Consider the following 20,728-nt stretch of genomic DNA (forward strand, 5'->3'; position numbering starts at 1 on the left):
GTGCGGGTCGTTGTTGCGCTGGGCGGCAACGCCCTTCTCAAGCGAGGCGAGCCTATGACGGCGGAGGTGCAGCGCGCCAATGTGCGCAAGGCTGCGGCGGCGCTTGCCGACCTTGCCGCGCATCACGACATCGTCGTGGCGCATGGAAGCGGACCGCAGGTCGGTCTGCTTGCCCTTCAGGCGACGGCGTTGAAGGATGTTGCTCCCTACCCGCTCGACGTCATCAGCGCCGAGAGCATCGGAATGATCGGCTATCTGGTCGAGCAGGAACTGGCCAATGCGCTTCCACAAGGCACAAGGCTGGCGACATTGCTGACCCATATCGAGGTTGACCCGGACGATCCCGCGTTCGGCCGGCCGGAAAAGCCTATCGGTCAGATCTACGATTGGCCAGAAGCCGAGAGCGCGCGCGTTGCGCATGGCTGGGCGATGACAGAAGAGGCTCCCGGGCGGTGGCGGCGAGTGGTGCCGTCACCACTGCCGAAACGCATCGTCCAGATGGAGGTAATCCGCCTGCTGGTCGATGCTGGTGTGGTGACGATCTGCGTCGGTGGTGGTGGTATTCCCGTCGTTCGGGACATCTCGGGCGGCATTCAGGGCGTGGAGGCCGTTATCGACAAGGATCGTGCTGCCGGCCTGCTCGCCGCGGACCTCGCCGCCGATGCATTCCTGATGCTGACCGACGTCGATGCCGTCTATCTCGACTGGGGCACGCCACATCAGCGACCGGTTCGAGCGGCGCAACCGGCCGAGTTGGCGGCTTTTGTGTTTCCGCCCGGGTCCATGGGGCCAAAAGTGGAAGCCGCTTGCCAGTTCGCCGGGACACCCGGCCGGATCGCGGGCATCGGACGCCTGGAAGATGCCCGCGCGATTCTGGAGGGCAAAGCCGGCACGATCGTCAAGTCGGCATAGTGGTTGGCCGGCCACTTCCATTGATCTTTACCACGCACGCCGACGCCGTGCGAAGCCAGAACTTGATCTGGATTAAAGATTCGCGCGCGTTTGGCAGCGAGGTTGCACATCTAAACATTGTCTCTTCCAAAGCCTTGATCAGTGCGGCAGAACCCCTGTAGCCCGCTGTGATGGACGTCTGGACGGGCTCATACGGACGAGGAAAAATGAGTTCACCGCACTCCCATCACGATCACCGCAATCATAACCACCATGCGTCCGGCGAAGCAGCGCAGGAAGCCGGGCAAGTCGCTTCCAGCATTGTTGCTGCGGCAGGGTCCAGCCATTCGGATCACGCCGGCCACGACCACGGCGCCATGGTTGCGGACTTTCGCCGCCGGTTTTGGGTGACCCTCGTGCTTACCCCTCCGGTGCTACTGCTCTCTCCGATGATAAGAGACTGGCTCGGACTCTCGGGCGTGCTCTCCTTCCCAGGCGACGGATGGGTCCTGTTCGCATTGTCGACCATCGCCTACTTCTATGGTGGCTGGCCCTTTCTGACCGGTTTCTTCTCCGAGCTGCGCAAGGGGCGGCCCGGCATGATGACGCTCATCGCGCTGGCGATCTCGGCTGCGTACTTTTTCTCCGCCGCTGTCACGTTCGGTTTTCCGGGCGAAGCGTTCTACTGGGAGCTCGTCACCCTCATCGCCATCATGCTGCTCGGTCACTGGATCGAAATGCGTTCCGTGATGGGCGCGTCGCGCGCCCTGGAAGAGCTCGTTCGCCTCTTGCCCGATAGCGCGACCCGCATCGACGACGACGGCAAGATGCACGAGGTACCGATCTCCGCTCTCAAGCCCGGTGATCGCGTCATCGTCCGCCCGGGCGCCAAGGTTCCGGTCGACGGCGAAATCGTCGAGGGCTCGTCCGGCTTCAACGAGGCGATGCTGACGGGCGAATCGCGTCCCGTCACCAAGACGGTCGGCGCAACGGCGATCGGCGGTGCGATCAACGGCGCCAACGCCGTGACCATCAAAGTGACGAAGACAGGCGATGCGACCTATCTCGCCCAGGTCATCGATCTCGTGAAGAAAGCGCAGGCAACGCGTTCGCGGACACAGGATATCGCCAACAGGGCGGCCGCCTGGCTGACCTACATCGCCCTGGTCGTCGGCTTCGGAACGCTGTTCGTCTGGTGGCTTTGGCTTGGCGCGCCGCTTGAGTTCGCACTGGAACGCATGGTCACCGTGATGGTCGTGGCTTGCCCGCATGCCCTTGGGCTTGCCGTGCCGCTGGTGGTCGCCGTCAGCACATCGCTGAGCGCCAGCAATGGTCTTCTGATCCGTGACCGGGCGGCGTTCGAACGTGCCCGCAATCTTCAAGCAGTCGTTTTGGACAAGACCGGCACACTGACCGAGGGGCGCTTCGGCGTCAGCGACGTCGTGCTGCTCGCGGGTGGCGACGAGAACGCTGAGCTTGCCTTTGCCGCGGCAGCTGAGAGTCAGTCCGAGCACCCGATCGCTCACGGCATCGTGGCTGAAGCGAAACGCAGGAATATCAACATTCAGAAAGCCAGCGAGGTGAGCAATATCACGGGCGAAGGCATCGTCGCGAAGGTCGACGGGCAGGACATTCGCATCGTCAGCCCCGGCCATCTTGCACGACAGGGCAAACCCATCACACATGAAAGGCTGAAGCAGCTCGAAGCGCAGGGCAAAACGGTGGTGGCGCTGGTGCGCAACGGCGAAGCGCGTGCGCTCTTCGCGCTCGCCGACATCGTCCGACCGGAATCGAAAGACGCCATCGCGGAACTCACCCAGCTCGGCATCAAATCGGTCATGTTGACGGGCGACGCAAAGGGCGTAGCCGAGAGCGTGTCGAAGGAACTGGGGATCGCCGAGTACTTCGCGGAGGTGCTGCCCGATCAGAAGTCCGACAAGATCAAGGAGCTTCAGGCTCGGGGCCTCTCGGTGGCAATGGTCGGTGACGGCGTCAACGATGCGCCGGCGCTCGTCCAGGCGGATCTCGGCGTGGCCATTGGAGCCGGCACGGATGTGGCCGTGGAGTCGGCGGATGTCGTGCTCGTCAAGAGCGATCCGCGCGATGTCGCGGCGATCCTCGGTCTGTCACGTGCGACCTACCGAAAGATGGTGCAGAACCTCATCTGGGCAACCGGCTACAATACCATAGCCATCCCTATGGCCGCCGGCATCACGTTCGGCACGGGCTTTCTGATGACGCCGGCCATAGCCGCGGTGTTCATGTCAGCCAGCACCATCATCGTTGCCATCAATGCGCAGTTCCTGCGTTTTTACAGGCGCCAAGGCATGAAGGCCGTTTCATGACAAGCGTCCGCTCTTTGAGCTGCTCGCCAGACCAGCCAGGCCTCAGTCTGTTCCTGGCCGTCACCGTTCCTGACGTCTCAAATGGCACGGGGGATCGGATTCTTGTCGACGAGGCTTACCCTCACGTATCCTCACCGTTGACCTCGCCAGCGATGGCTGGTGCAGGGTGGCCTCGAATGCCCGAAAGATTCGGCCAGCTCTTCGTTCCGCCCGATCTGCGGATGTCGACGATGCCCGATCGCTCGGGCTGCGGGCTGGGCAGCAGGTCGCATCGGCATGGATCTGGCTGAACCCACCCGACTGAGCTGGAGCGCGCTCTCAGCGGTCCTCGTCGCGATGTTCGCGATCACCGTCGGCTATGGTGTCGCGTTGCCGATCCTGCCCTTCCTGATCGAGCAGATCGCCGGCAGGAGCACGCCGAAGGCTCTTTCATGGCACACGGGGCTGCTGACGGGCGTCTACATCATTGCGATCTTCGTCGGCGCGCCGGTCTGGGGACGCATTTCCGATCGCTGTGGCCGCAAGCCGATCATCCTGATGGGCCTTCTGGGTTTTGCCGCGACCTCCGGATTGTTCGCCATCACAGCAAGCCTGCCTCTTCTCTATCTCGGCCGCTTTCTTGCCGGGTTCTTCGCCGCCGCCATCACCCCGGTCGCGTATGCGCTGATCGGCGACTATGCCCCGTCGAAAGAATGGCGCGCCCATCGCTTCGCGCTGATCAACATCGCTGGAACCGCCGGCTTCTTCATCGGGCCTTTGCTCGGGGGGCTGGCGGTGCGTGTCGCTGGAAGCCTCTGGACACTCCCTCCCGACAGCTCGCTGGCAATGCCATTGCTAACGGCGACAGGCCTGGCCGTGATCGCGGCCGTGTTGGTGCTTTTCCTCCTTCCCTCCGGAACGCGGCGCGAGAGCGGCGATGCACCAACGGACGCCACACAGCTCGAACGGCGGGCGATGCTGCGGCTTCTGGCGATCGCGCTGGTGACGGCGCTCGCGATCGGCGTTTTCGAAGTCGGACTGGCGCTGCGCGGCAAGGTCCTCGGCCTAGATGCCGCACATATCGGCATCATGTTCGCCGAATGCAGCCTCGTGATGGCGGTCGTCCAGGCCCTGGTGTTCTCGCCTCTCATCAAGCCGGAGCTCACGCGCTGGTTCATCGCGCCTGGTTTGGCGACGCTTGCCATCGGGCTGGTCGTCGTTTCGGTCGTTAGTACCTCGGTCTTGATGTCGGTCGCCGTCGCGCTGGTGGCCGCGAGTGCCGGCATGCTGTCTCCGGTCGCAACCTACTGGGCGTCGTTTGGCATCCCGGCCAGCCAGGGAGCGCAACTCGGCCGCATGACCGCCGCCGCGAGTTTTGGTCAGGCCCTTGGATCGGTCGCAGGCGGCGCGCTGTTCAATCTGCCGATCCTGCCCGATGCGAGCTTCGTCCTCGCCGCGCTGCTTGTTCTGGGGACACTGCTGGCCAGTATCCGGCTGCCCCGGCTCCTGATGCCGGAACCGGCAGCGAGCCGATAACTGCCGGAACAGGAATACGCGCAGTTGCGCGTGTCGTGCGATATGCTTAGACGGCGATCGTCACGATTGGCGGGCGAGCATGGCTTTGAAACGATAAAGGGCAATCGCGACGAAGCCCGCGCCAAGGCCCGCCATGATCAGAAGATCGCGCCAGACCACATCGAGACCGGCGCCGCGGTAGAGCACAGCTTGTGCGAAACGCACGAAATGCGTGGACGGCGAAAGGTCCATAATCAGCTGCAGGGCTCGGGGCATGCTCTCGAACGGCGTGAAGGAGCCGGACAGCAGGAACATGAGCACGAAGACCGGGATGGAGAGCAGCGCAAATTGCGGCATGGAGTTCGCGACCGTGGCGAGGAGGATGCCAAGCGACGTCACGGCGAAGAGATAAATGGCCGTTCCGGCAAGAAACAGTTCGATCGAGCCGACGATCTGTGTGCGCAGGACAACCTCGACCACGACGTGAAGCGAGAACGCGGCTGCCAGCAATATGACCAGCCCGTTTGCCCAGATCTTGCCGGCGATGATCTCGCTGGCGCTCACCGGCATAACCAGAAGATGCTCGATTGTTCCATGCTCCCGTTCCCGCATCACCGCGGCACCGACCAGAATGATGGCGAGGATGGTGACATTGTTGATGACGCCCATGCTGGCCGTGAAGCTGATGGCTTCGAGGTTCGGGTTGAACATCGCGCGGATCACCGGCTTGACGGGGGCGAGCGTCTCGACGGGGGCCTGCTTGAGGAAGCGTGTTGTCTCCTGCGCGACGATCTCCTGGATATAGGCGGTGCCGACGCCGGCCTGTGAGATGCTGGTGGCATCGACATTGACCTGAACGGTCGGGTTGCGGCCGGCGAGAAAATCGGCTTCCAGACCATGCGGAATGTCGAGAACGAACGTGAAAGCGCCCTTGTCCATCAAACCGTCGAGGCTCGAGCGGTCGATCTCGACCGCCGGCCGGAAATAGGGAGGCCGCAGCGCGTCCTTGATCCGGCCCGAGAGGGTCGAGCGATCGCCGTCGATGACGGCCACCTTGGCGTCGTCGACGTCAGTTCGCATCGCTGTCGCTTCGGAATAGACAGCGAAGGTGAAGACGTAGCCGATGAGCACCACCATCACGACATCGCGCGACAGACTGGCGAATTCCTTGACGCCGAGACGGAAGGCGTTTTCGATCCAGCGCCGCATCGCTACGCCCCCTGCTTGCGGATCAAGAGCCGCGCCAGCAGCAGGAATCCAAGCGCGAACGCCGCCAGCACCAGAAGCTCGCGGGCGAACGCTGGCGTTTCGAGACCTTTGGCGAACACGCCGAGGCTGATGGTCTGGAACCAAAGCGGCGGGAAGGACAGGCCCATGATGCGGCCCGGCCCCTCGAGCGAGGAGGCCGGGATCAGGAAGCCCGAATAATGCGCTGCGGTCATCGCCGTCATAATGGCGGTGCCGAAGATCGCGGCGACCTGGGTCGAGACGAAGGCGGAAACGAGAAGCCCGAATGCCGTCGCGGCGTAGACATAGACCAGGGCTGCGAGCGAGAGCGCCAGCAGCGAGCCCTTCGGCACGACGCCCAGCACGCCACCGGCGAAAGCCAGCAGGCTGAGATAGCTCAGGACGCCGATCACAACATAAGGGAGCTGCTTGCCGAGTAGATACTCGCCGACCGTCGCCGGCGACGCATAGACATTCGCGATCGACCCCATCTCCTTTTCCCGCACAACCCCGAGGGCGGTCAGCATCGCCGGGAAGATGATCAGCAGCAGCATGATCGATCCCGGCGTGATCGCGAAGACGGAACGGAAATCCTGATTGTAACGAAAGCGCGGCTCGACCCGCAGCGTCTCGGCCGGCAGTCCGTTGGCGCCACGAGGGGCGCGCGCCAGCATGCCGGCATAGGTCTGAAGCGTGCCAAGAATGTAGGCGCGCGCGGTCTCGGCGGGGAAGGTATTGCCGCCGTCGAGCCAGAAGCCGACCTCGGGCCGGCGGCCTTGCAAGAGGTCGCGGCCGAAGCGGGGCGGGACGTCGATGGCGAATTTCATCTCGCCGGCGCGCAGGCGCCGGTCGATCTCGACATCGTCGTTCAGACGTGCCTGCTCGACGAAGTACCGCGAGTTCGAGAACTGGTCGAGGAACGCCCGGCTTTCCAGAGATTGGTCGCGGTCGAGCGCCGCGTAGCGCAAACCTTCGATATCAAACGATATCCCGTAGCCGAACGCCGCCATGAGCAGCAGCGGACCGATCAGGGCGAAGGCCAGCCGGATGCGATCCCGGCTGAGCTCGAGCGCCTCCCGGCGTGCAAACGTCCAGATCCGCTTCATCGAAGCAAGGCGCGGCGTTTGCGCCACCTCGGCATTGTTGTTCAGCCTCACTGAGGTCGGCTCGACCATGCCGACCGCTTCATCAGTCACGGACGGCTCGCCGGCACCCGTACCCGCCGCATCTTCCAAACAGGCGACGAAGGCATCCTCGAGGCTTGCGGCCTTACGTGCGGCCTGGAGCTCGCGTGGCGCGCCGACCGCCAGCACGCGGCCCGCATGCATGAGAGAGACGCGGTCGCAGCGCTCGGCCTCGTTCATGAAATGCGTCGAGATGAAGATCGTCACTCCGTCGCGGCGCGACATCTCGAGCAGAAGGCTCCAGAAGCGGTCGCGGGCCGCCGGATCGACGCCCGATGTGGGCTCGTCCAGGATCAGGACGTCCGGCCGATGCAGGCACGCCGCCGCCAGCTGAAGGCGCTGGCGCATGCCCAAGGGCAAGGCGTCCGGCAGCATCTCGGCGACATTGCCGAGCTCGAAGCGCGACAAGGCCTCATCGACCCGCTCACCCAGCCCCTTGCCGCCGATGCCGCAGAGTCGACCGTGCAGTTCGAGATTGCCGCGCACGGTCAGCTCTTCGTAAAGCGAAAAAGATTGCGAGACGTAGCCGATTCGCGTCCTCGTCGAGATGTCGCGCGCATCGACCGGCTTGCCCAGGAGCTCGGCATGACCTTCGGTCGCCGGAAGCAGCCCGGTCAACATCTTCATCGTCGTCGTCTTGCCGCAGCCATTGGAGCCGAGGAAGCCGAAGATCTCGCCGCGCTCGATGCGAAAGCTGACATGGTCGACCGCGGTGAAATCGCCAAACCGCATCGTCAGGCCTTCGGCCACGATGGCTGGAGGGCCGCCGTCGGGTTCGAGACGTGGGACGGACGGCGCCGCGCGCACCCCGCGCCGTTCCGGACGCTGTAGCTCGATATAGGCCTGTTCGAGAGTGGTGGCGCCGGTGCGCGCAAGCAGGTCCGTCTGACTTCCTTCAGCGATGATCGCGCCATCGTCGATCGCCACGATTCGATCGAAGGCGCCAGCCTCCTCCATGTAGGCGGTCGCCACGATCACCGTCATGGTCGGCCGCTCGGCCTGGATACGTCCGATCAACGTCCAGAACTGGCGGCGCGACAACGGATCGATCCCGGTCGTCGGTTCGTCCAGAATGAGGAGATCGGGATCATGAACCAGCGCGCAGCACAGCCCGAGCTTCTGCTTCATCCCGCCGGAGAGTTTCCCCGCCGGTCGTTCGGCGAACGGAAACAGCCCCGTGACCCGCATGAGCTCGTCGATCCGTCGACGCCGACCATCGTCCGGCTGGGTGTAGAGCCGGGCGAAAAAGTCGATGTTCTCGTAGACCGACAAGGTCGGATAGAGATTGCGTCCGAGCCCTTGCGGCATATAGGCGATGCGGGGCGCGGCCTCGTTGCGGTGCGCCGCCGAAGCCATGTCGCCGCCCAGCACATTGACCGAACCGCGCTGAATGCGGCGAACCCCCGCGATCAAGCCGAGCAAGGTCGACTTGCCGACCCCATCCGGGCCGACGATGGCGAGCTTGCACCCGGGCAGAACGGTCAGAGCCAGATTGCGAAGAGCGATCACCTTCCCATAGGCATGCTGGACGCCCGACAGGCTGACGGCAGTGGCGGGCTCAGCCTCCATCGGGCAGCCTCGGCGCAAGTTCGGTCGGCCAAAGCGCGTCTGGGGTCACCGGAACATAGGCGTTGCCGGTCATCCCCGCCTTGACATAGCCGCGCTCGGAGGTGACCAGCGCCGGGTCGAGATGCAGCTTGACGCGATACATCAGCTTCTCGCGCTCGTTCGCCGTCTCCACGAATTTCGGTGTGAACTGCGCGTCGGCCGAAACGAACGACACGATCGCCGGCAAGACGTAGCCGCCTGGGCCGTCCAGCACGAGGCGGGCCTGCGAGCCCACCGCCACACGACCGGCGGAGGCCGTCGGAAGATAGATCGTCATATGGGCGTCCGAGAGGTCGAAGACCGTCAATATGCGCCCCCCGGCGCCGACGACCTCGCCGGTTCGGGCGAGACGGTACTCGACGCGGCCGGATACCGGGGCCTTCAACGTCATGTCGGCAATGGCGGCTTCGATCTGGCTGACCTGCGCCTCGGCAACCTCGACCGAGGCCTTGGCGTCCTCAACCGCGGCTTTAGCGGTCTGCAGAGACGCGCTTGAGATGTCGCGTTGCGCCGTGCGGCGATCGAGCTCGGCCTGGGTCGAAGTGTTCGTTCGCATGAGGTTGACGACCCGCTGGAGTTCGATTCGCGCAAGATTGAGTTCAGCCTCGCGCAGGGCAACACTCGCTTGCGCACTGGCGACGCTCTGATGGCTGCGATGGACGGCGGCGCGCGCGGCCGTCAACTGGGCCTGGATCTCGCTCGTATCGAGGCGGGCAAGCACGTCGCCCTTGTTGACGTTCGCGCCCTCGTCGACCAGGACTTCAGCCAGTCGCCCGGCATACTTGCTGGTGATGTCGACCCGCTCGACCTCGATCCTTCCATTCACTCGCGCCAGGCCTGCTGGAACCCGGTTCTGCGTACCGAGCCAATAGACATAGCCGCCGGCCACAGCAGTGCCAACCAACACGGCGATGACGACAACGGATGATCTGCGCACCTTAGATTCCCTTAAACAGCGAGCGCCCGTCGAGCAGGCCTATCCGGCGATTTTCGATCCGCATCATTCGACCAGAGCGAGACCTGGCTTTCGCGGTGCCTCGCGCTCGAGACCCGTGGTCAGCTTGGCGAGCTCGTCGGGGCCGAGCGTCTCGCGCTCAAGAAGCTCGCGCGCACTGGTATCGAGCACGGATCGGTTGCGCTCGAGGATCGCGCGTGCCTTCTGGAAGGCGCTGTCAATCAGGTCTTTCACCATGTGATCGATGGCCTCGGCCGTCTCATCACTATAGGTGCGCGGTCGCCAGGCCGGGGTCTGTCCGACGAGGAAGCTGCCGGTCTCCGGTTCATATGCGACCTGTCCGAGCTCCTTCGACATGCCGAACCGGACCACCATGTTGCGTGCGATGTCCGTCGCCTTGACGAGATCGTCCGCCGCGCCTGTCGAAATCTCGTCGAACACCAGGCTTTCGGCGGCCCGACCGCCAAGCAGCACCGCCATGCGATCCTGCAATTCGGACTGGCTCATGAGGAAGCGATCCTCGGTCGGCCGCTGGAGCGTGTAGCCGAGCGCAGCAATGCCGCGCGGGATGATCGAGACCTTCTGCACCACGTCGGTCTGGGGAAGCGCCATGGCGACGAGCGCATGCCCCATCTCGTGATTGGCGACGATCTGGCGCTCGCGTGGAATGAGAATTCGGCTTTTCTTCTCCAGGCCGGCGACGATACGTTCCACGGCCTGCGTGAAATCGTCGAGCACGGTGGCGCTCGCGCCGCGGCGCGTGGCCACAAGCGCGGCCTCGTTGACCAGATTGGCGAGATCGGCGCCGGTGAAGCCGGGCGTGAGCGCCGCGACCGCCGCGACGTCGAGTTCGGGCGCCACGCTGATCTTCTTCAGATGCACGTTCAGTATGTCGATCCGGCCCTGACGATCGGGGCGGTCGACCAGAACCTGGCGATCGAAGCGACCTGCGCGCAGCAACGCGGGATCGAGAATCTCTGGCCGGTTCGTCGCGGCGAGAACGATAATGCCGACGCTCGGGTCGAAGCCATCCATCTCGGCGAGCAGCTGATTGAGCGTCTGCTCCTTCTCGTCATGTCCACCGCCCGGCATATCGACGCCGCGGGCGCGACCGAGCGCATCGAGTTCGTCGATGAAGACGATGGCCGGGGCCTGCGCGCGCGCCTGCTGGAACAGGTCGCGCACGCGCGAAGCGCCGACACCGACGAACATCTCGACGAATTCGGAACCGGTAATCGAAAAGAAGCGAACCCCCGATTCCCCGGCGACGGCACGCGCGAGGAGCGTCTTGCCGGTTCCGGGCGGACCGACGAGAAGCAGGCCCTTGGGAATGCGCGCGCCGAGCCGGCCATAGGTTGCCGGGTCCTTTAGGAAGCCGACGACTTCGGCGAGCTCCTGCTTGGCTTCATCGACGCCCGCCACATCGGCGAACGTCACCTTCACGGACTTCTCGCCATAGACTTTCGCCCGGCTGCGCCCGATGCTCATCAGGCCGCCATGCTGTCCGGCCATCATCGGCCGCAGCAGGAATATCCAGATCAGCACGAATACCGCAGCCGGCATCAGCCAGGAGAGCAGGTTTTCGAAGAGGCCCGGCGCCGGTTTGCCGGAGAAGGAAATGTTGCGCTTGGTTAGCACGTCGGCGATCTGCGGATCGACGCGAACCGTGGAGAAATGCTGGGGCGCATCCTTCTCGATAGGCGGCTTGTAAGCGCCGGTGATCTCCGTCGGTCCGACCACCAGGTCGGCGACGCCGTCCCTTTCGATCAGCCTCTGGAACTCGCTGTACGGAATGTCCTCGATGTGGCCTTGGCCGACAAGCAGATCCCGGATCAGCAGAACGGCAAAGAAGACCGCAATAAAATACAGGATGTCGAACTTGAAGACCCGCTTCGCGGGCGCCTTGTTCTCATTCTCCATGGGCCGCATTCCCGTACTTCTCTCGCGCGCGACGGCCAATGCGATTTATGTCATCAGCCAGGCGCGTTATGGATCGCCGCGTCTATTGAGCATCAGGATCGACAAGGTTCTCTGCTAAAAGTCACTTGAAGCCTGCTTGGTCGTCAAAATGCGCGCCTGGGAAGGCCGGAACTTTAACTCAGATCAAGATTGCGTCCGGAAAGGTGCTGCCCGGAGCCTTTATGCATCCCTTCGTGCATGACCGGAAATGCCGTTCCCACGCGAGGCCGAGTTGGCACGCAATGGCAAGAACTTAATCTCGATTAAAGAATCGAGCTTCCGTGCGGGCTTTATCTGAGACCTGTCTTCGCCTTTGGGCAAGAAATCATGAGCTGACCGCGCGTCGTGCTGCACGCCGGAACGAGACTGCGAAAGAACGATGATGGCCCCTGCCACAGCCCAGATGACTTCCGTCCCCGTCATCATTGCTCTCCCCGGCAATGAAGCATTTGCGCAAGCACTTGCGAACGCTGGCGCCGGCGAGCTGGGGGCGATCGAGACGCGCAGTTTCCCGGACGGCGAGAGCTATGTCCGCCTCGCGTGCGACGTCGCAGCAAAATCGGTTCTTCTGGTCTCGACGCTCGCTCGCCCCGATGAGGGCTTCCTCCGGCTCGTCTTTCTCGCTGACGCGGCCCGATCGCTCGGCGCCACCGCGGTGACGTTGATCGCTCCATATCTGGCCTATATGCGGCAGGATCGGCGTTTCCGGTCGGGTGAGGCCATCACCTCCCGAACCTTTGCGCGCCTGATCTCGTCCAGCTTCGACCGGCTCGTCACCGTCGATCCGCACCTGCACCGCTATCCGGCGCTGTCCGCGCTCTATGAAATCCCGGCGCTGACGCTGCATGCGGCGCCGCTCCTGGCGGAGTGGATCGCCGCGTCGGTTGCCGATCCGCTGATCATCGGTCCGGACGAGGAAAGCGAGCAATGGGTGTCGGCCATCGCCGCAAAGATCGGCGCGCCGCATGCGGTGCTGCGTAAGATCCGGCATGGCGACCGCGACGTCGAGATCGCGTTTCCCGACCTCTCCTCATCGAGCGGGCTGCAGCCCGTCCTGGTCGACGACATCGCCTCCTCCGGCAATACGCTCATCGAGGCGGCGCGAAAGCTGCCGCCGCTTGGATTCGCACGACCCGACGTCGCTGTCGTGCACGGCATCTTCGCCGGTGATTCCTATACGCGCCTGGCGCCGCTCTGCGGCAGGATCGTCTCCTCCGATTCGGTCAGTCATCCGAGCAACGCGATCGGGCTCGCCCGACTGGTCACGGATGCGCTGGCCATCGCCGACGCTCCCGATCCTGAACTCGTTCGTCATCGACGCCCGCCCGAGCCGCTCGACGACGTCGAACGCGCCGGCATCGATTCCTTTCCCGCCAGCGATCCTCCGTCGTGGACCGGCGGGGTTGAGTGATGCCATCGGCATCGGAAAGCAGACACATCCAGGAAAGGCAGCAGCGCATGGCCGCGACGACGTCCACAGCCTTCGAACACTCCCCAGCATTCGAACATTGGCGTGCCGGCTACGGCCCGATCACGCATAGCGACGAAACCGTCGAGCGCATTCGCGCTCTTGCGCAGTCGCCGAAGCAGAACCCGGACGCGCTTTACCGCCTGCTTGCCGCTGCCGACCGGCTGACCTCCGCCGCGATGTGGACGGTGGTTCACATGACCTATGCCAAGCGCGTCGACCTCTCCGGCGCGTCGCTGCCGCTAGAAGCCTTCAAAGCAACCCCTGAAGGCCATACCGGCGGTTCCCTGAACATGGTGCCGGCCTTTGTCGGCTACCTTGCCGCGAACACGCTCTCGGCCACCACCCGCTCCTGGGTGATGGGACAGGGCCATTGCGTCGCGGCGATCGAGGCGCTCAACGCGCTGACCGGCGACGTTTCGGATGCGCAGAAAGGGCGCTATGACCGGAGCGAGAAAGGGTTGTCCCGGCTCGCCGCCGACTTCTATTCCTATGCTATCAATGCCGAGGGCCGTCCGGCGGTGCCGATCGGCAGCCATGCCGGACCGAACACGGCCGGCGCCATTTCCGAGGGCGGATATCTCGGCTTCGCCGAGGTCCAGTACGTCCATGCCCCGCTACCCGGAGAGAGCCTGGTCGCTTTCGTGAGCGATGGCGCCTTCGAGGAGCAGCGCGGCTCGGACTGGACGGCGCGCTGGTGGCGAGCTGAGGATAGCGGTCTCGTCGTGCCGATCATGATCCTTAACGGCCGACGCATCGAGGAGCGGGCGCAGATTGCGCAGCAGGGCGGCGCCGATTGGCTCGCTGATCATCTCAGGCTCAACGGATTCGATCCGTTCGAGATCGACGGTCGCGATCCCGCGGCCTTCGTCTGGGCGATCCTGACGGCCGAGGAGCGCCTTGGCCGTTTTGCGGGCGATCCCGCCCGCGTCTATCCCGCTCCCATTCCCTACGCCATTGCCAATACCGTGAAAGGCTTCGGCTTTCCAGGCGCTGGCACGAACGCCGCGCACAATCTCCCGCTTGCCGGAAATCCGTCCCGCGACGAGGCCGCGCGAACTGCGTTCAACGAAGCGGCGCGGGTTCTGTTCGTCCCGCAGGAGGAGATCGCCGAGGCCGTTTCAGCAATTGCGATTCACCAGGAGCAGAAGCGTCCCCCGGAGAGCCGGCATCCGCTGGCGTCGCGCCGGCCGTCTGCGCCGAGCCTGCCGCAGCCGCAATGGACCGACAAAAGCGCGCCGGCCGATTGCGCCATGCATGCGCTCGACCGCTGGTTCGTGAGCCTTGTCAACGCAAATCCGTCGCACAGGGTGCGCGTCGGCAATCCGGACGAACTGCGCTCCAACCACATGGGTGCCACCCTTGACCGCCTCCGCCACCGCGTCAATACGCCCGAAGCCGGCGTCGCCGATGCCGTTGATGGCGCCGTGATCACCGCACTCAACGAGGAAGCGGTCGCCGCCGCGGCCCTTGCGAACAAAGGCGGGATCAACCTCATCGTCAGCTACGAAGCCTTCGCGATGAAGATGCTCGGTGGCCTGCGTCAGGAGATCATCTTCGCGCGCCACCAACGCACGGTGGGCCAGAGCCCGGGCTGGATTTCCGTGCCGCTTGTCGTCACCTCGCATACCTGGGAGAATTCCAAGAACGAGCAGTCGCATCAGGATCCGACCGTCGGCGAGGCGCTGCTCGGCGAGATGTCGGACACCGCGCGTGTGCTGTTTCCGGTAGACGCCAACAGCGCCGTCGCCACCATGGCCTCGGTGTTCGAGGGGCGCGGCCAGGTCGCCTGCGTGATCGTCTCAAAGCGCGACATGCCGCACCGCTTCGACGGCGCTGCCGCCGTCCGTTTCGTCGCCGACGGCGCTGCCCACATCGAGGGACAGGTTGACGGCGCCGAGCTGCAGATCGTTGCGATCGGCGCTTACCAGCTCGAAGAGGCGCTCAAGGCGGCGAACCGCCTGAAAGAGCATGGACGGCGGGTCGTGGTGACGGCGATCAACGAGCCCGGTCGCTTCAGGATCCCCCGCGATCCCATCGAGGCGCGTTTTGTGGCGTCCGACGAGGAGCTCGTGCGCCTCTTCCCGGTCGATGTCCCGCGCCTGATCGTCTCGCACACACGGCCCGAGCCGATGCTCGGCCTGCTGCGACGGCTCGACAGCGGTCCGAAACACACTGTGGCCCGCGGCTATATCAGCCGGGGCGGCACGCTGGATGTCGCGGGCCTGCTGTTCGCCAATCGCTGCAGTTGGGCGCATCTGATCGATGCCGCCGCACCTTTGGCTGGGTGGTCGCGCCGCGACTTCCTGACAGTCGCCGAACGCAATGCCATCGATGGGAAAGGCTCGCCCGCCGATCTCACCACTCCTACCAAATGAAGGACGCCATGCTGACACTTACGTCCCTCGGCGGCGCAGGCACCGTCACCGGCTCGAAACATCTGCTCACCAACGGCGACAAACGCATCCTGATCGACTGCGGTCTGTTTCAGGGCCTCAAGAACCTGCGCGAGTTAAACTGGGAACCGCTGCCGATCGACCCTTCGAGCATCGACGCCGTTATCCTGACGCACGCCCATCTTGACCATTCGGGCTACCTTCCCAAGCTTGTGCGCGACGGCTTCAAGGGAAAGATCTATGCGACGGCGGCAACGCGCGATGTGGCAGAGCTCATCCTCAAGGACAGCGGCCACCTGCAGGAGAAGGACGCCGAATACGCCAACAGAAAAGGCTTCTCGAAACACAAGCCGGCGCTCGCGCTCTACGGCATCCGGGATGCCGAGCGCAGCCTTGAATTCTTCTCGCCCGTGCCCTTCGACAAGCCGGTCAAGCTCCCGTTCGGCGCGACGCTGACTTTCCGTCATGCCGGGCACATCCTGGGCGCCGCCACCGCCGAGATCGAATGGGGCGGACGCCGTGTCGCCTTCTCCGGCGATCTCGGCCGCTATGACGATCCGGTTCTTCTCGATCCGGCCCCTGTACCGGAGGCGGACTATGTGTTGATCGAATCGACCTACGGCAACCGCATGCACGATCCTGCCGATCCCACCGAAGCGCTCGGCGCCGTCGTCGAGCGAACAGTCGCGCGCGGCGGGACGGTCGTCGTTCCCGCCTTCGCCGTGGGTCGCGCGCAATCGCTCCTTTACCATCTCTGGAAGCTCAAAAGTACTGGGCGCCTGGCGAAGGTGCCTGTCTATCTCGACAGCCCGATGGCAATCGACGCCACCGACCTCCTCCACGCCCACCGTGGGGACCACCGCCTGACCCCGGAGCAATGTAAGGAGGTCTGCGCGATTGCGACCTACACCCGCGACGTCGACGGCTCGAAGGGCATCACGGCAAGCCCGTATCCCAAGGTGGTTATCTCGGCGAGTGGCATGGCCACCGGCGGGCGCGTGCTTCATCATCTGAAGGCGTTCGCGCCGCATGCACGCAATACGATCCTGTTCTCCGGTTTCCAGGCGGCCGGCACCCGCGGTCGTGCTATGCTGCAAGGCGCGCAGGAGACCAAGATCCATGGTGAATGGATTCCCGTTCGCGCCGCGGTCGAGGAACTGTCAATGCTGTCGGCGCATGCTGATTCCAGCGAGCTGATGCGGTGGTTGTCGGGCTTCCGCCGACCGCCGTCCCGGGTCTTCATCGTGCACGGCGAAGACGAAGGCTCCGAAGCGCTGCGCGTTCGCATTGACCGGGAGCTCGGATGGGATGCCGTCGTTCCCCGCCAGAACCAGAAGTTCGATCTATGACGTTCGCCGACACGACAATTCCCGCTCAACCGACGCTACGGGCGAGGCGCATCCGCCTGCACACGCAGCATCAGGCCGTCGTCGTCATGCGCACCGATTGCCACGTCTGCCGGTCGGAGGGTTTGTCGGCGCGCTCACAAGTCCTTGTCTCCAACGGCAGCGGCGAGGTTCAGGCGACGCTGTTCCAGGTCGACGGTGACGGTCTAATCGCCCTCGACGAAGTCGGCCTCTCCGAAACCGCCTGGGAGCGGCTTGGCCTTGCCGACGGTGACGCGGTCAGGGTCAGCCATGCACCCGCGATCGACTCGCTGGCGAGCGTGCGTCAGCGCATCTACGGCAATCGGCTCGATTCGCGCGCCTTCGCAGAAATCCTGCGCGACATGGTCGCCGGGCGTTACACGGAAGTCCACCTAGCCGCTTTCCTCACGGCCAGCGCCGCCCTCCCCCTCGACGAGAACGAAACTGCCGACCTGACCGGCGCCATGGTGGACGTCGGCGAGCGGATGCGCTGGGACGCGCCAATCGTGGTCGACAAGCATTGCGTCGGCGGCCTTCCCGGCAACAGGACAACCCCGATCGTGGTCGCGATCGTCGCCGCGAACGGCTTGCTCATGCCCAAGACCTCGTCACGCGCCATCACCTCTCCGGCCGGCACCGCCGACACGATGGAAACGCTGGCGCCGGTGGAGCTCGACATCGCGACATTGAGGCGCGTCGTCGAACGCGAAGGCGGCTGCATCGCCTGGGGCGGCGCTGTGCATCTGAGCCCCGCCGACGACATTTTCGTCCGCGTCGAGCGCGAGCTCGACGTCGACACCGAAGGCCAGCTGGTCGCCTCCGTGCTGTCCAAAAAGATAGCGGCGGGGTCTACCCACGTCGTGATCGACATTCCCGTCGGGCCGACCGCCAAGGTGCGCGGTGAGAACGCGGCCGCTCAGCTCGGCCTGCGTCTCAACGCTGTTGCCTCACGGTTCGGGCTCGCCACGACTTGCATCCAGACGGACGGCTCGCAGCCCGTCGGTCGCGGCATCGGGCCGGCACTAGAAGCGCTGGACGTGCTCGCCGTATTGCAGAACGCAGCGGACGCCCCTGACGACCTGCGCCGCCGGGCGGCGACGCTGGCCGGTGCCGCACTCGAGATCGGCGGCAAGGCCGAACGGGGAGAAGGCGTCGTCCGCGCGCTCGAAACGCTCTCAAGCGGGAGGGCCTGGTCGAAGTTCGAGGCGATCTGCCGGGCGCAGGGCGGCCCTCGTACGCCACCGCGGGCGCCCAATGTCTATCCCCTGCTCGCGCCGCATACCGGGCGCGTCGTTCACATAAACAACCGCAAACTCTCGCGGCTTGCCAAGCTCGCTGGCGCACCCGAATCGAAGGCGGCGGGCGTTCACATGGAGGTTCGGCTCGGCGACGACATCGATCGGGGCCAGCCCCTGCTTCATGTCCATGCCGAGACGACGGGCGAGCTCGCCTATGCGCTCGATTATGCCGCGCGCGCAGGCGACATCGTCGAGGTCGAGACTTGAGATGGCGGCGCCCGGGAGGACGCCACCGGCGGAGTCCGCCCGAGGAATTCCCACTCGCCCATCGTCTGATGCATTGGACCGTGCTTGTCCTTTGCCTCGTACAGGTGCCGACGGCCTGGGCAATCCAGCGCACGCATATGGCGCACCTGTTCATGAAACCGCGCCCCTTCGACCTGTTCCTGCATCAGGTCCATGCCTGGAGCGGCTGGGCAATCCTTGGTCTTGTACTGGCGCAACTGGTCATGCGCCTTGCCTATGGCAGACCGCCGCCTGCCCGAGGCATGTCGGTCGTCGAGCGCATCATTGCCGCCGTTATGCATGTCGCGCTCTACGCCGTCTTGATCGCGCTGCCGGTCACCGGCACGATCGCCATGTATGTCACGTTCCGGATTGCGCCGGTTCACAGCCTGCTGAGCTGGACGTTGCTCGTTCTTGTCCTCCTTCATGCCGCAGCGGCGCTCTGGCATCATTTCTGGCGCCGCGACGACGTCCTTTGGCGCATGATCCGGAAGCCGCGATGATGCCGACTTCGTTTCATGGCCGTCAGCCCGCGGGAAGCTGACAGTGGAACCGTTGATCGCCAGGTTGGGCTTGGCGCTCGCCATTGGCCTGCTGGTAGGTCTCGAGCGTGGCTGGCGCGAGCGCGACGCCCCGGATGGCGCGAGAACGGCCGGTATCCGCACCTATGCCATTACCGGTCTTCTTGGCGGCCTGTTCGCCGCGCTCGCCAAGAGCGTCGCGGCACCATCGGTGCTGATCGCAGGGCTGCTGGCCTTCACCGCGGTCTTTGCCTGGTACAAGAGCCGCGAAGCCATTCAGGATGCGGATTTCAGCGTGACCGGTGTTGTCGCGGCCCTGGGCGTGTTCGTGCTCGGAGCACTGGCGGTTGCGGGGGATCACCGCGCCGCTGCCGCCGGAGGCACCGCACTTGCCGTCCTCCTCGCCAGTCGCGATCTGCTGCATGGTCTTCTCAGGCGCCTCTCCTGGATCGAGTTGCGCGCCGCGCTGGTGCTGGCGGTGATGACGGCGATCATCCTGCCGCTCCTCCCTGCGCAGGCGATCGATCCGTGGGGCGGCTTCAATCCGCAACAGATCTGGCTCTTCACAGTGCTGACTGCTGCAATCTCGTTCCTCGGCTATATTGCCGTCCGCCTGTTCGGAACCACACGTGGAGTGCTGGTGGGCGGATTGGCGGGGGCAGTGGTATCATCGACGGCGGTGACGCTGGCGCTCGCGCGTACGGCAACCGCAGGCGGCAATCCTTGGCCGCTGGCCGGAGCCGCCACGCTCGCCGCCGCCGTCTCGGTGCTCCGTGTTGCCGGCATCGTCGCGATCGTCTCACCATCAGTGCTCGGCGTCGCAGGACTTGCCATTCTTGCCGCGGTTCTGACTTTCGTGATGTGCGGCGGGGTGTTTCTGTCGCGCGGTGCAGTTCCAACCGACGCTGGTCAAATGCCACGCAACCCCTTCGAATTGTGGGCACTGCTGGCCTTTGCGATCCTGTTTGCTGTGGTTTCGACCATAAGTGCTGCAGTTTCGGTCGGGAACACTGGTGGCATGGTGGTCACGTCGGCGATCACCGGCACCTTCGATATCGACGTTGCCGTGCTGAGCGCATTGCGGCTCCTTGGTGTCTCGGCAGACAGAGAGACTGTGGGGCACGCCGTGCTGCTCGCCCTGACAACGAACGCGGCTGGACGGTTGGTTGTCGCGGCCGGGACGGGGCCGGTGCGTTTTTGGCTCCCGATCGCGGTCGCCACCATTACGGCAGTCGGCTTGGGCTTCCTCGTCTTCGCGACACTTCCGCATTTCGACTGGCCTGGTACGCCGTCGTGATTGGTCTCATCATGACGACAACACTATCTGGCTGGAACGGCTTTACAGCATCGGATTGGCATTGATCCCGATCAAACAGGAAAACTTCCTGATGCGCTAGAGTTGAATCGAGGTGATTTGAGGTGGCTCTGGTGGCGAACATTTGCGAACGATTGAGAACGGCTGTCGTGGCCGCGTTGGTATTCGCCTTTCTGACGGCGTCCTTGACGACTGCCCACACCTTGCCGTGTCCAGACCCGGCCAATACTCAAACCGTTTCGGCAAGCGCCAACGTGGACGGCGTTCTCGTGCATGCAGGTTATCATGGTAGCGGCAAGAGGACCGACAGAAGCCTCGATCAGTGCTGCCAAAAATACTGCCTCAAGTGCTTCAGCCTTGTGCCGCCTGCCGCCCTCTTCGATGGTGCCCCCGTGGTGAGGGATCATGCATTGCCGATCGAGACCCAATCGGCCGGCATTTCTGTCCATCCTTCCCACGGGCCTCCCCGAAGCTG

The 20,728-nt window shown here is 64.4% G+C and carries 13 protein-coding genes; 9 read left to right on the top strand and 4 right to left on the bottom strand.

Annotated features, from left to right (window positions below; genetic code table 11):
• From arcC to ACQKP1_RS22740, 3 genes are all read left to right on the top strand, one after another.
• Positions 1 to 912, top strand: a complete 912-nt coding sequence (arcC, locus tag ACQKP1_RS22730) for a carbamate kinase (RefSeq protein ID WP_077546219.1) — start codon at positions 1 to 3, stop codon at positions 910 to 912.
• 206 nt (positions 913 to 1,118) lie between these two features.
• Positions 1,119 to 3,236 (top strand): heavy metal translocating P-type ATPase, encoded by a 2,118-nt coding sequence (locus ACQKP1_RS22735; RefSeq protein ID WP_077546193.1) that lies wholly within the window; start codon positions 1,119 to 1,121, stop codon positions 3,234 to 3,236.
• Positions 3,237 to 3,512: 276 nt separating this feature from the next.
• The gene (locus tag ACQKP1_RS22740) at positions 3,513 to 4,751 is read left to right on the top strand and encodes an MFS transporter (RefSeq protein ID WP_427277130.1); all 1,239 of its coding nucleotides are present in this window, start codon (positions 3,513 to 3,515) and stop codon (positions 4,749 to 4,751) included.
• 60 nt (positions 4,752 to 4,811) lie between these two features.
• On the opposite strand, the gene ACQKP1_RS22745 is transcribed toward ACQKP1_RS22740, so the two are convergent.
• The 4 genes from ACQKP1_RS22745 to ftsH all read right to left on the bottom strand — a co-directional run bounded on the left by ACQKP1_RS22745 (position 4,812) and on the right by ftsH (position 11,624).
• Positions 4,812 to 5,939: an ABC transporter permease gene (locus ACQKP1_RS22745; protein WP_077546191.1), complete on the bottom strand. Its 1,128-nt coding sequence runs from the start codon at positions 5,937 to 5,939 to the stop codon at positions 4,812 to 4,814.
• Positions 5,940 to 5,941: 2 nt separating this feature from the next.
• Positions 5,942 to 8,710, bottom strand: a complete 2,769-nt coding sequence (rbbA, locus tag ACQKP1_RS22750) for a ribosome-associated ATPase/putative transporter RbbA (RefSeq protein WP_427277131.1) — start codon at positions 8,708 to 8,710, stop codon at positions 5,942 to 5,944.
• Positions 8,700 to 9,686, bottom strand: a complete 987-nt coding sequence (locus tag ACQKP1_RS22755; RefSeq protein ID WP_077546189.1) for an HlyD family secretion protein — start codon at positions 9,684 to 9,686, stop codon at positions 8,700 to 8,702. The genes rbbA and ACQKP1_RS22755 overlap by 11 nt, the downstream gene beginning before the upstream one ends.
• Before the next feature lie 63 nt (positions 9,687 to 9,749).
• On the bottom strand, positions 9,750 to 11,624 hold the full coding sequence (gene ftsH / locus ACQKP1_RS22760; protein WP_427277132.1) for an ATP-dependent zinc metalloprotease FtsH: 1,875 nt from the start codon (positions 11,622 to 11,624) through the stop codon (positions 9,750 to 9,752).
• A gap of 418 nt (positions 11,625 to 12,042) precedes the next feature.
• Here ftsH and ACQKP1_RS22765 point away from each other — a divergent pair, with 418 nt between their 5' ends.
• From ACQKP1_RS22765 to ACQKP1_RS22790, 6 genes are read left to right on the top strand one after another with little or no spacing between them, the layout of a single operon-like run.
• A complete protein-coding gene (locus ACQKP1_RS22765) occupies positions 12,043 to 13,074 on the top strand; it encodes a ribose-phosphate pyrophosphokinase (protein ID WP_235864173.1) in 1,032 nt (343 codons plus the stop codon).
• A gap of 47 nt (positions 13,075 to 13,121) precedes the next feature.
• On the top strand, positions 13,122 to 15,509 hold the full coding sequence (locus ACQKP1_RS22770; RefSeq protein ID WP_216331576.1) for a xylulose 5-phosphate 3-epimerase: 2,388 nt from the start codon (positions 13,122 to 13,124) through the stop codon (positions 15,507 to 15,509).
• 8 nt (positions 15,510 to 15,517) lie between these two features.
• Positions 15,518 to 16,876: an MBL fold metallo-hydrolase RNA specificity domain-containing protein gene (locus tag ACQKP1_RS22775; RefSeq protein ID WP_427277133.1), complete on the top strand. Its 1,359-nt coding sequence runs from the start codon at positions 15,518 to 15,520 to the stop codon at positions 16,874 to 16,876.
• On the top strand, positions 16,873 to 18,399 hold the full coding sequence (locus tag ACQKP1_RS22780; protein ID WP_112585230.1) for a thymidine phosphorylase family protein: 1,527 nt from the start codon (positions 16,873 to 16,875) through the stop codon (positions 18,397 to 18,399). The genes ACQKP1_RS22775 and ACQKP1_RS22780 overlap by 4 nt, the downstream gene beginning before the upstream one ends.
• The gene (locus ACQKP1_RS22785; RefSeq protein WP_278025777.1) at positions 18,396 to 18,920 is read left to right on the top strand and encodes a cytochrome b; all 525 of its coding nucleotides are present in this window, start codon (positions 18,396 to 18,398) and stop codon (positions 18,918 to 18,920) included. Before ACQKP1_RS22780 ends, ACQKP1_RS22785 begins: the two co-directional genes overlap by 4 nt.
• 43 nt (positions 18,921 to 18,963) lie before the next feature.
• Complete coding sequence (locus ACQKP1_RS22790) at positions 18,964 to 20,235, top strand: MgtC/SapB family protein (protein WP_427277134.1); 1,272 nt, start codon at positions 18,964 to 18,966, stop codon at positions 20,233 to 20,235.
• Positions 20,236 to 20,728 lie beyond the last annotated feature (493 nt).

This window comes from Allorhizobium sp. NPDC080224, from assembly GCF_050281005.1.
Classification (GTDB): Bacteria; Pseudomonadota; Alphaproteobacteria; order Rhizobiales; family Rhizobiaceae; genus Allorhizobium.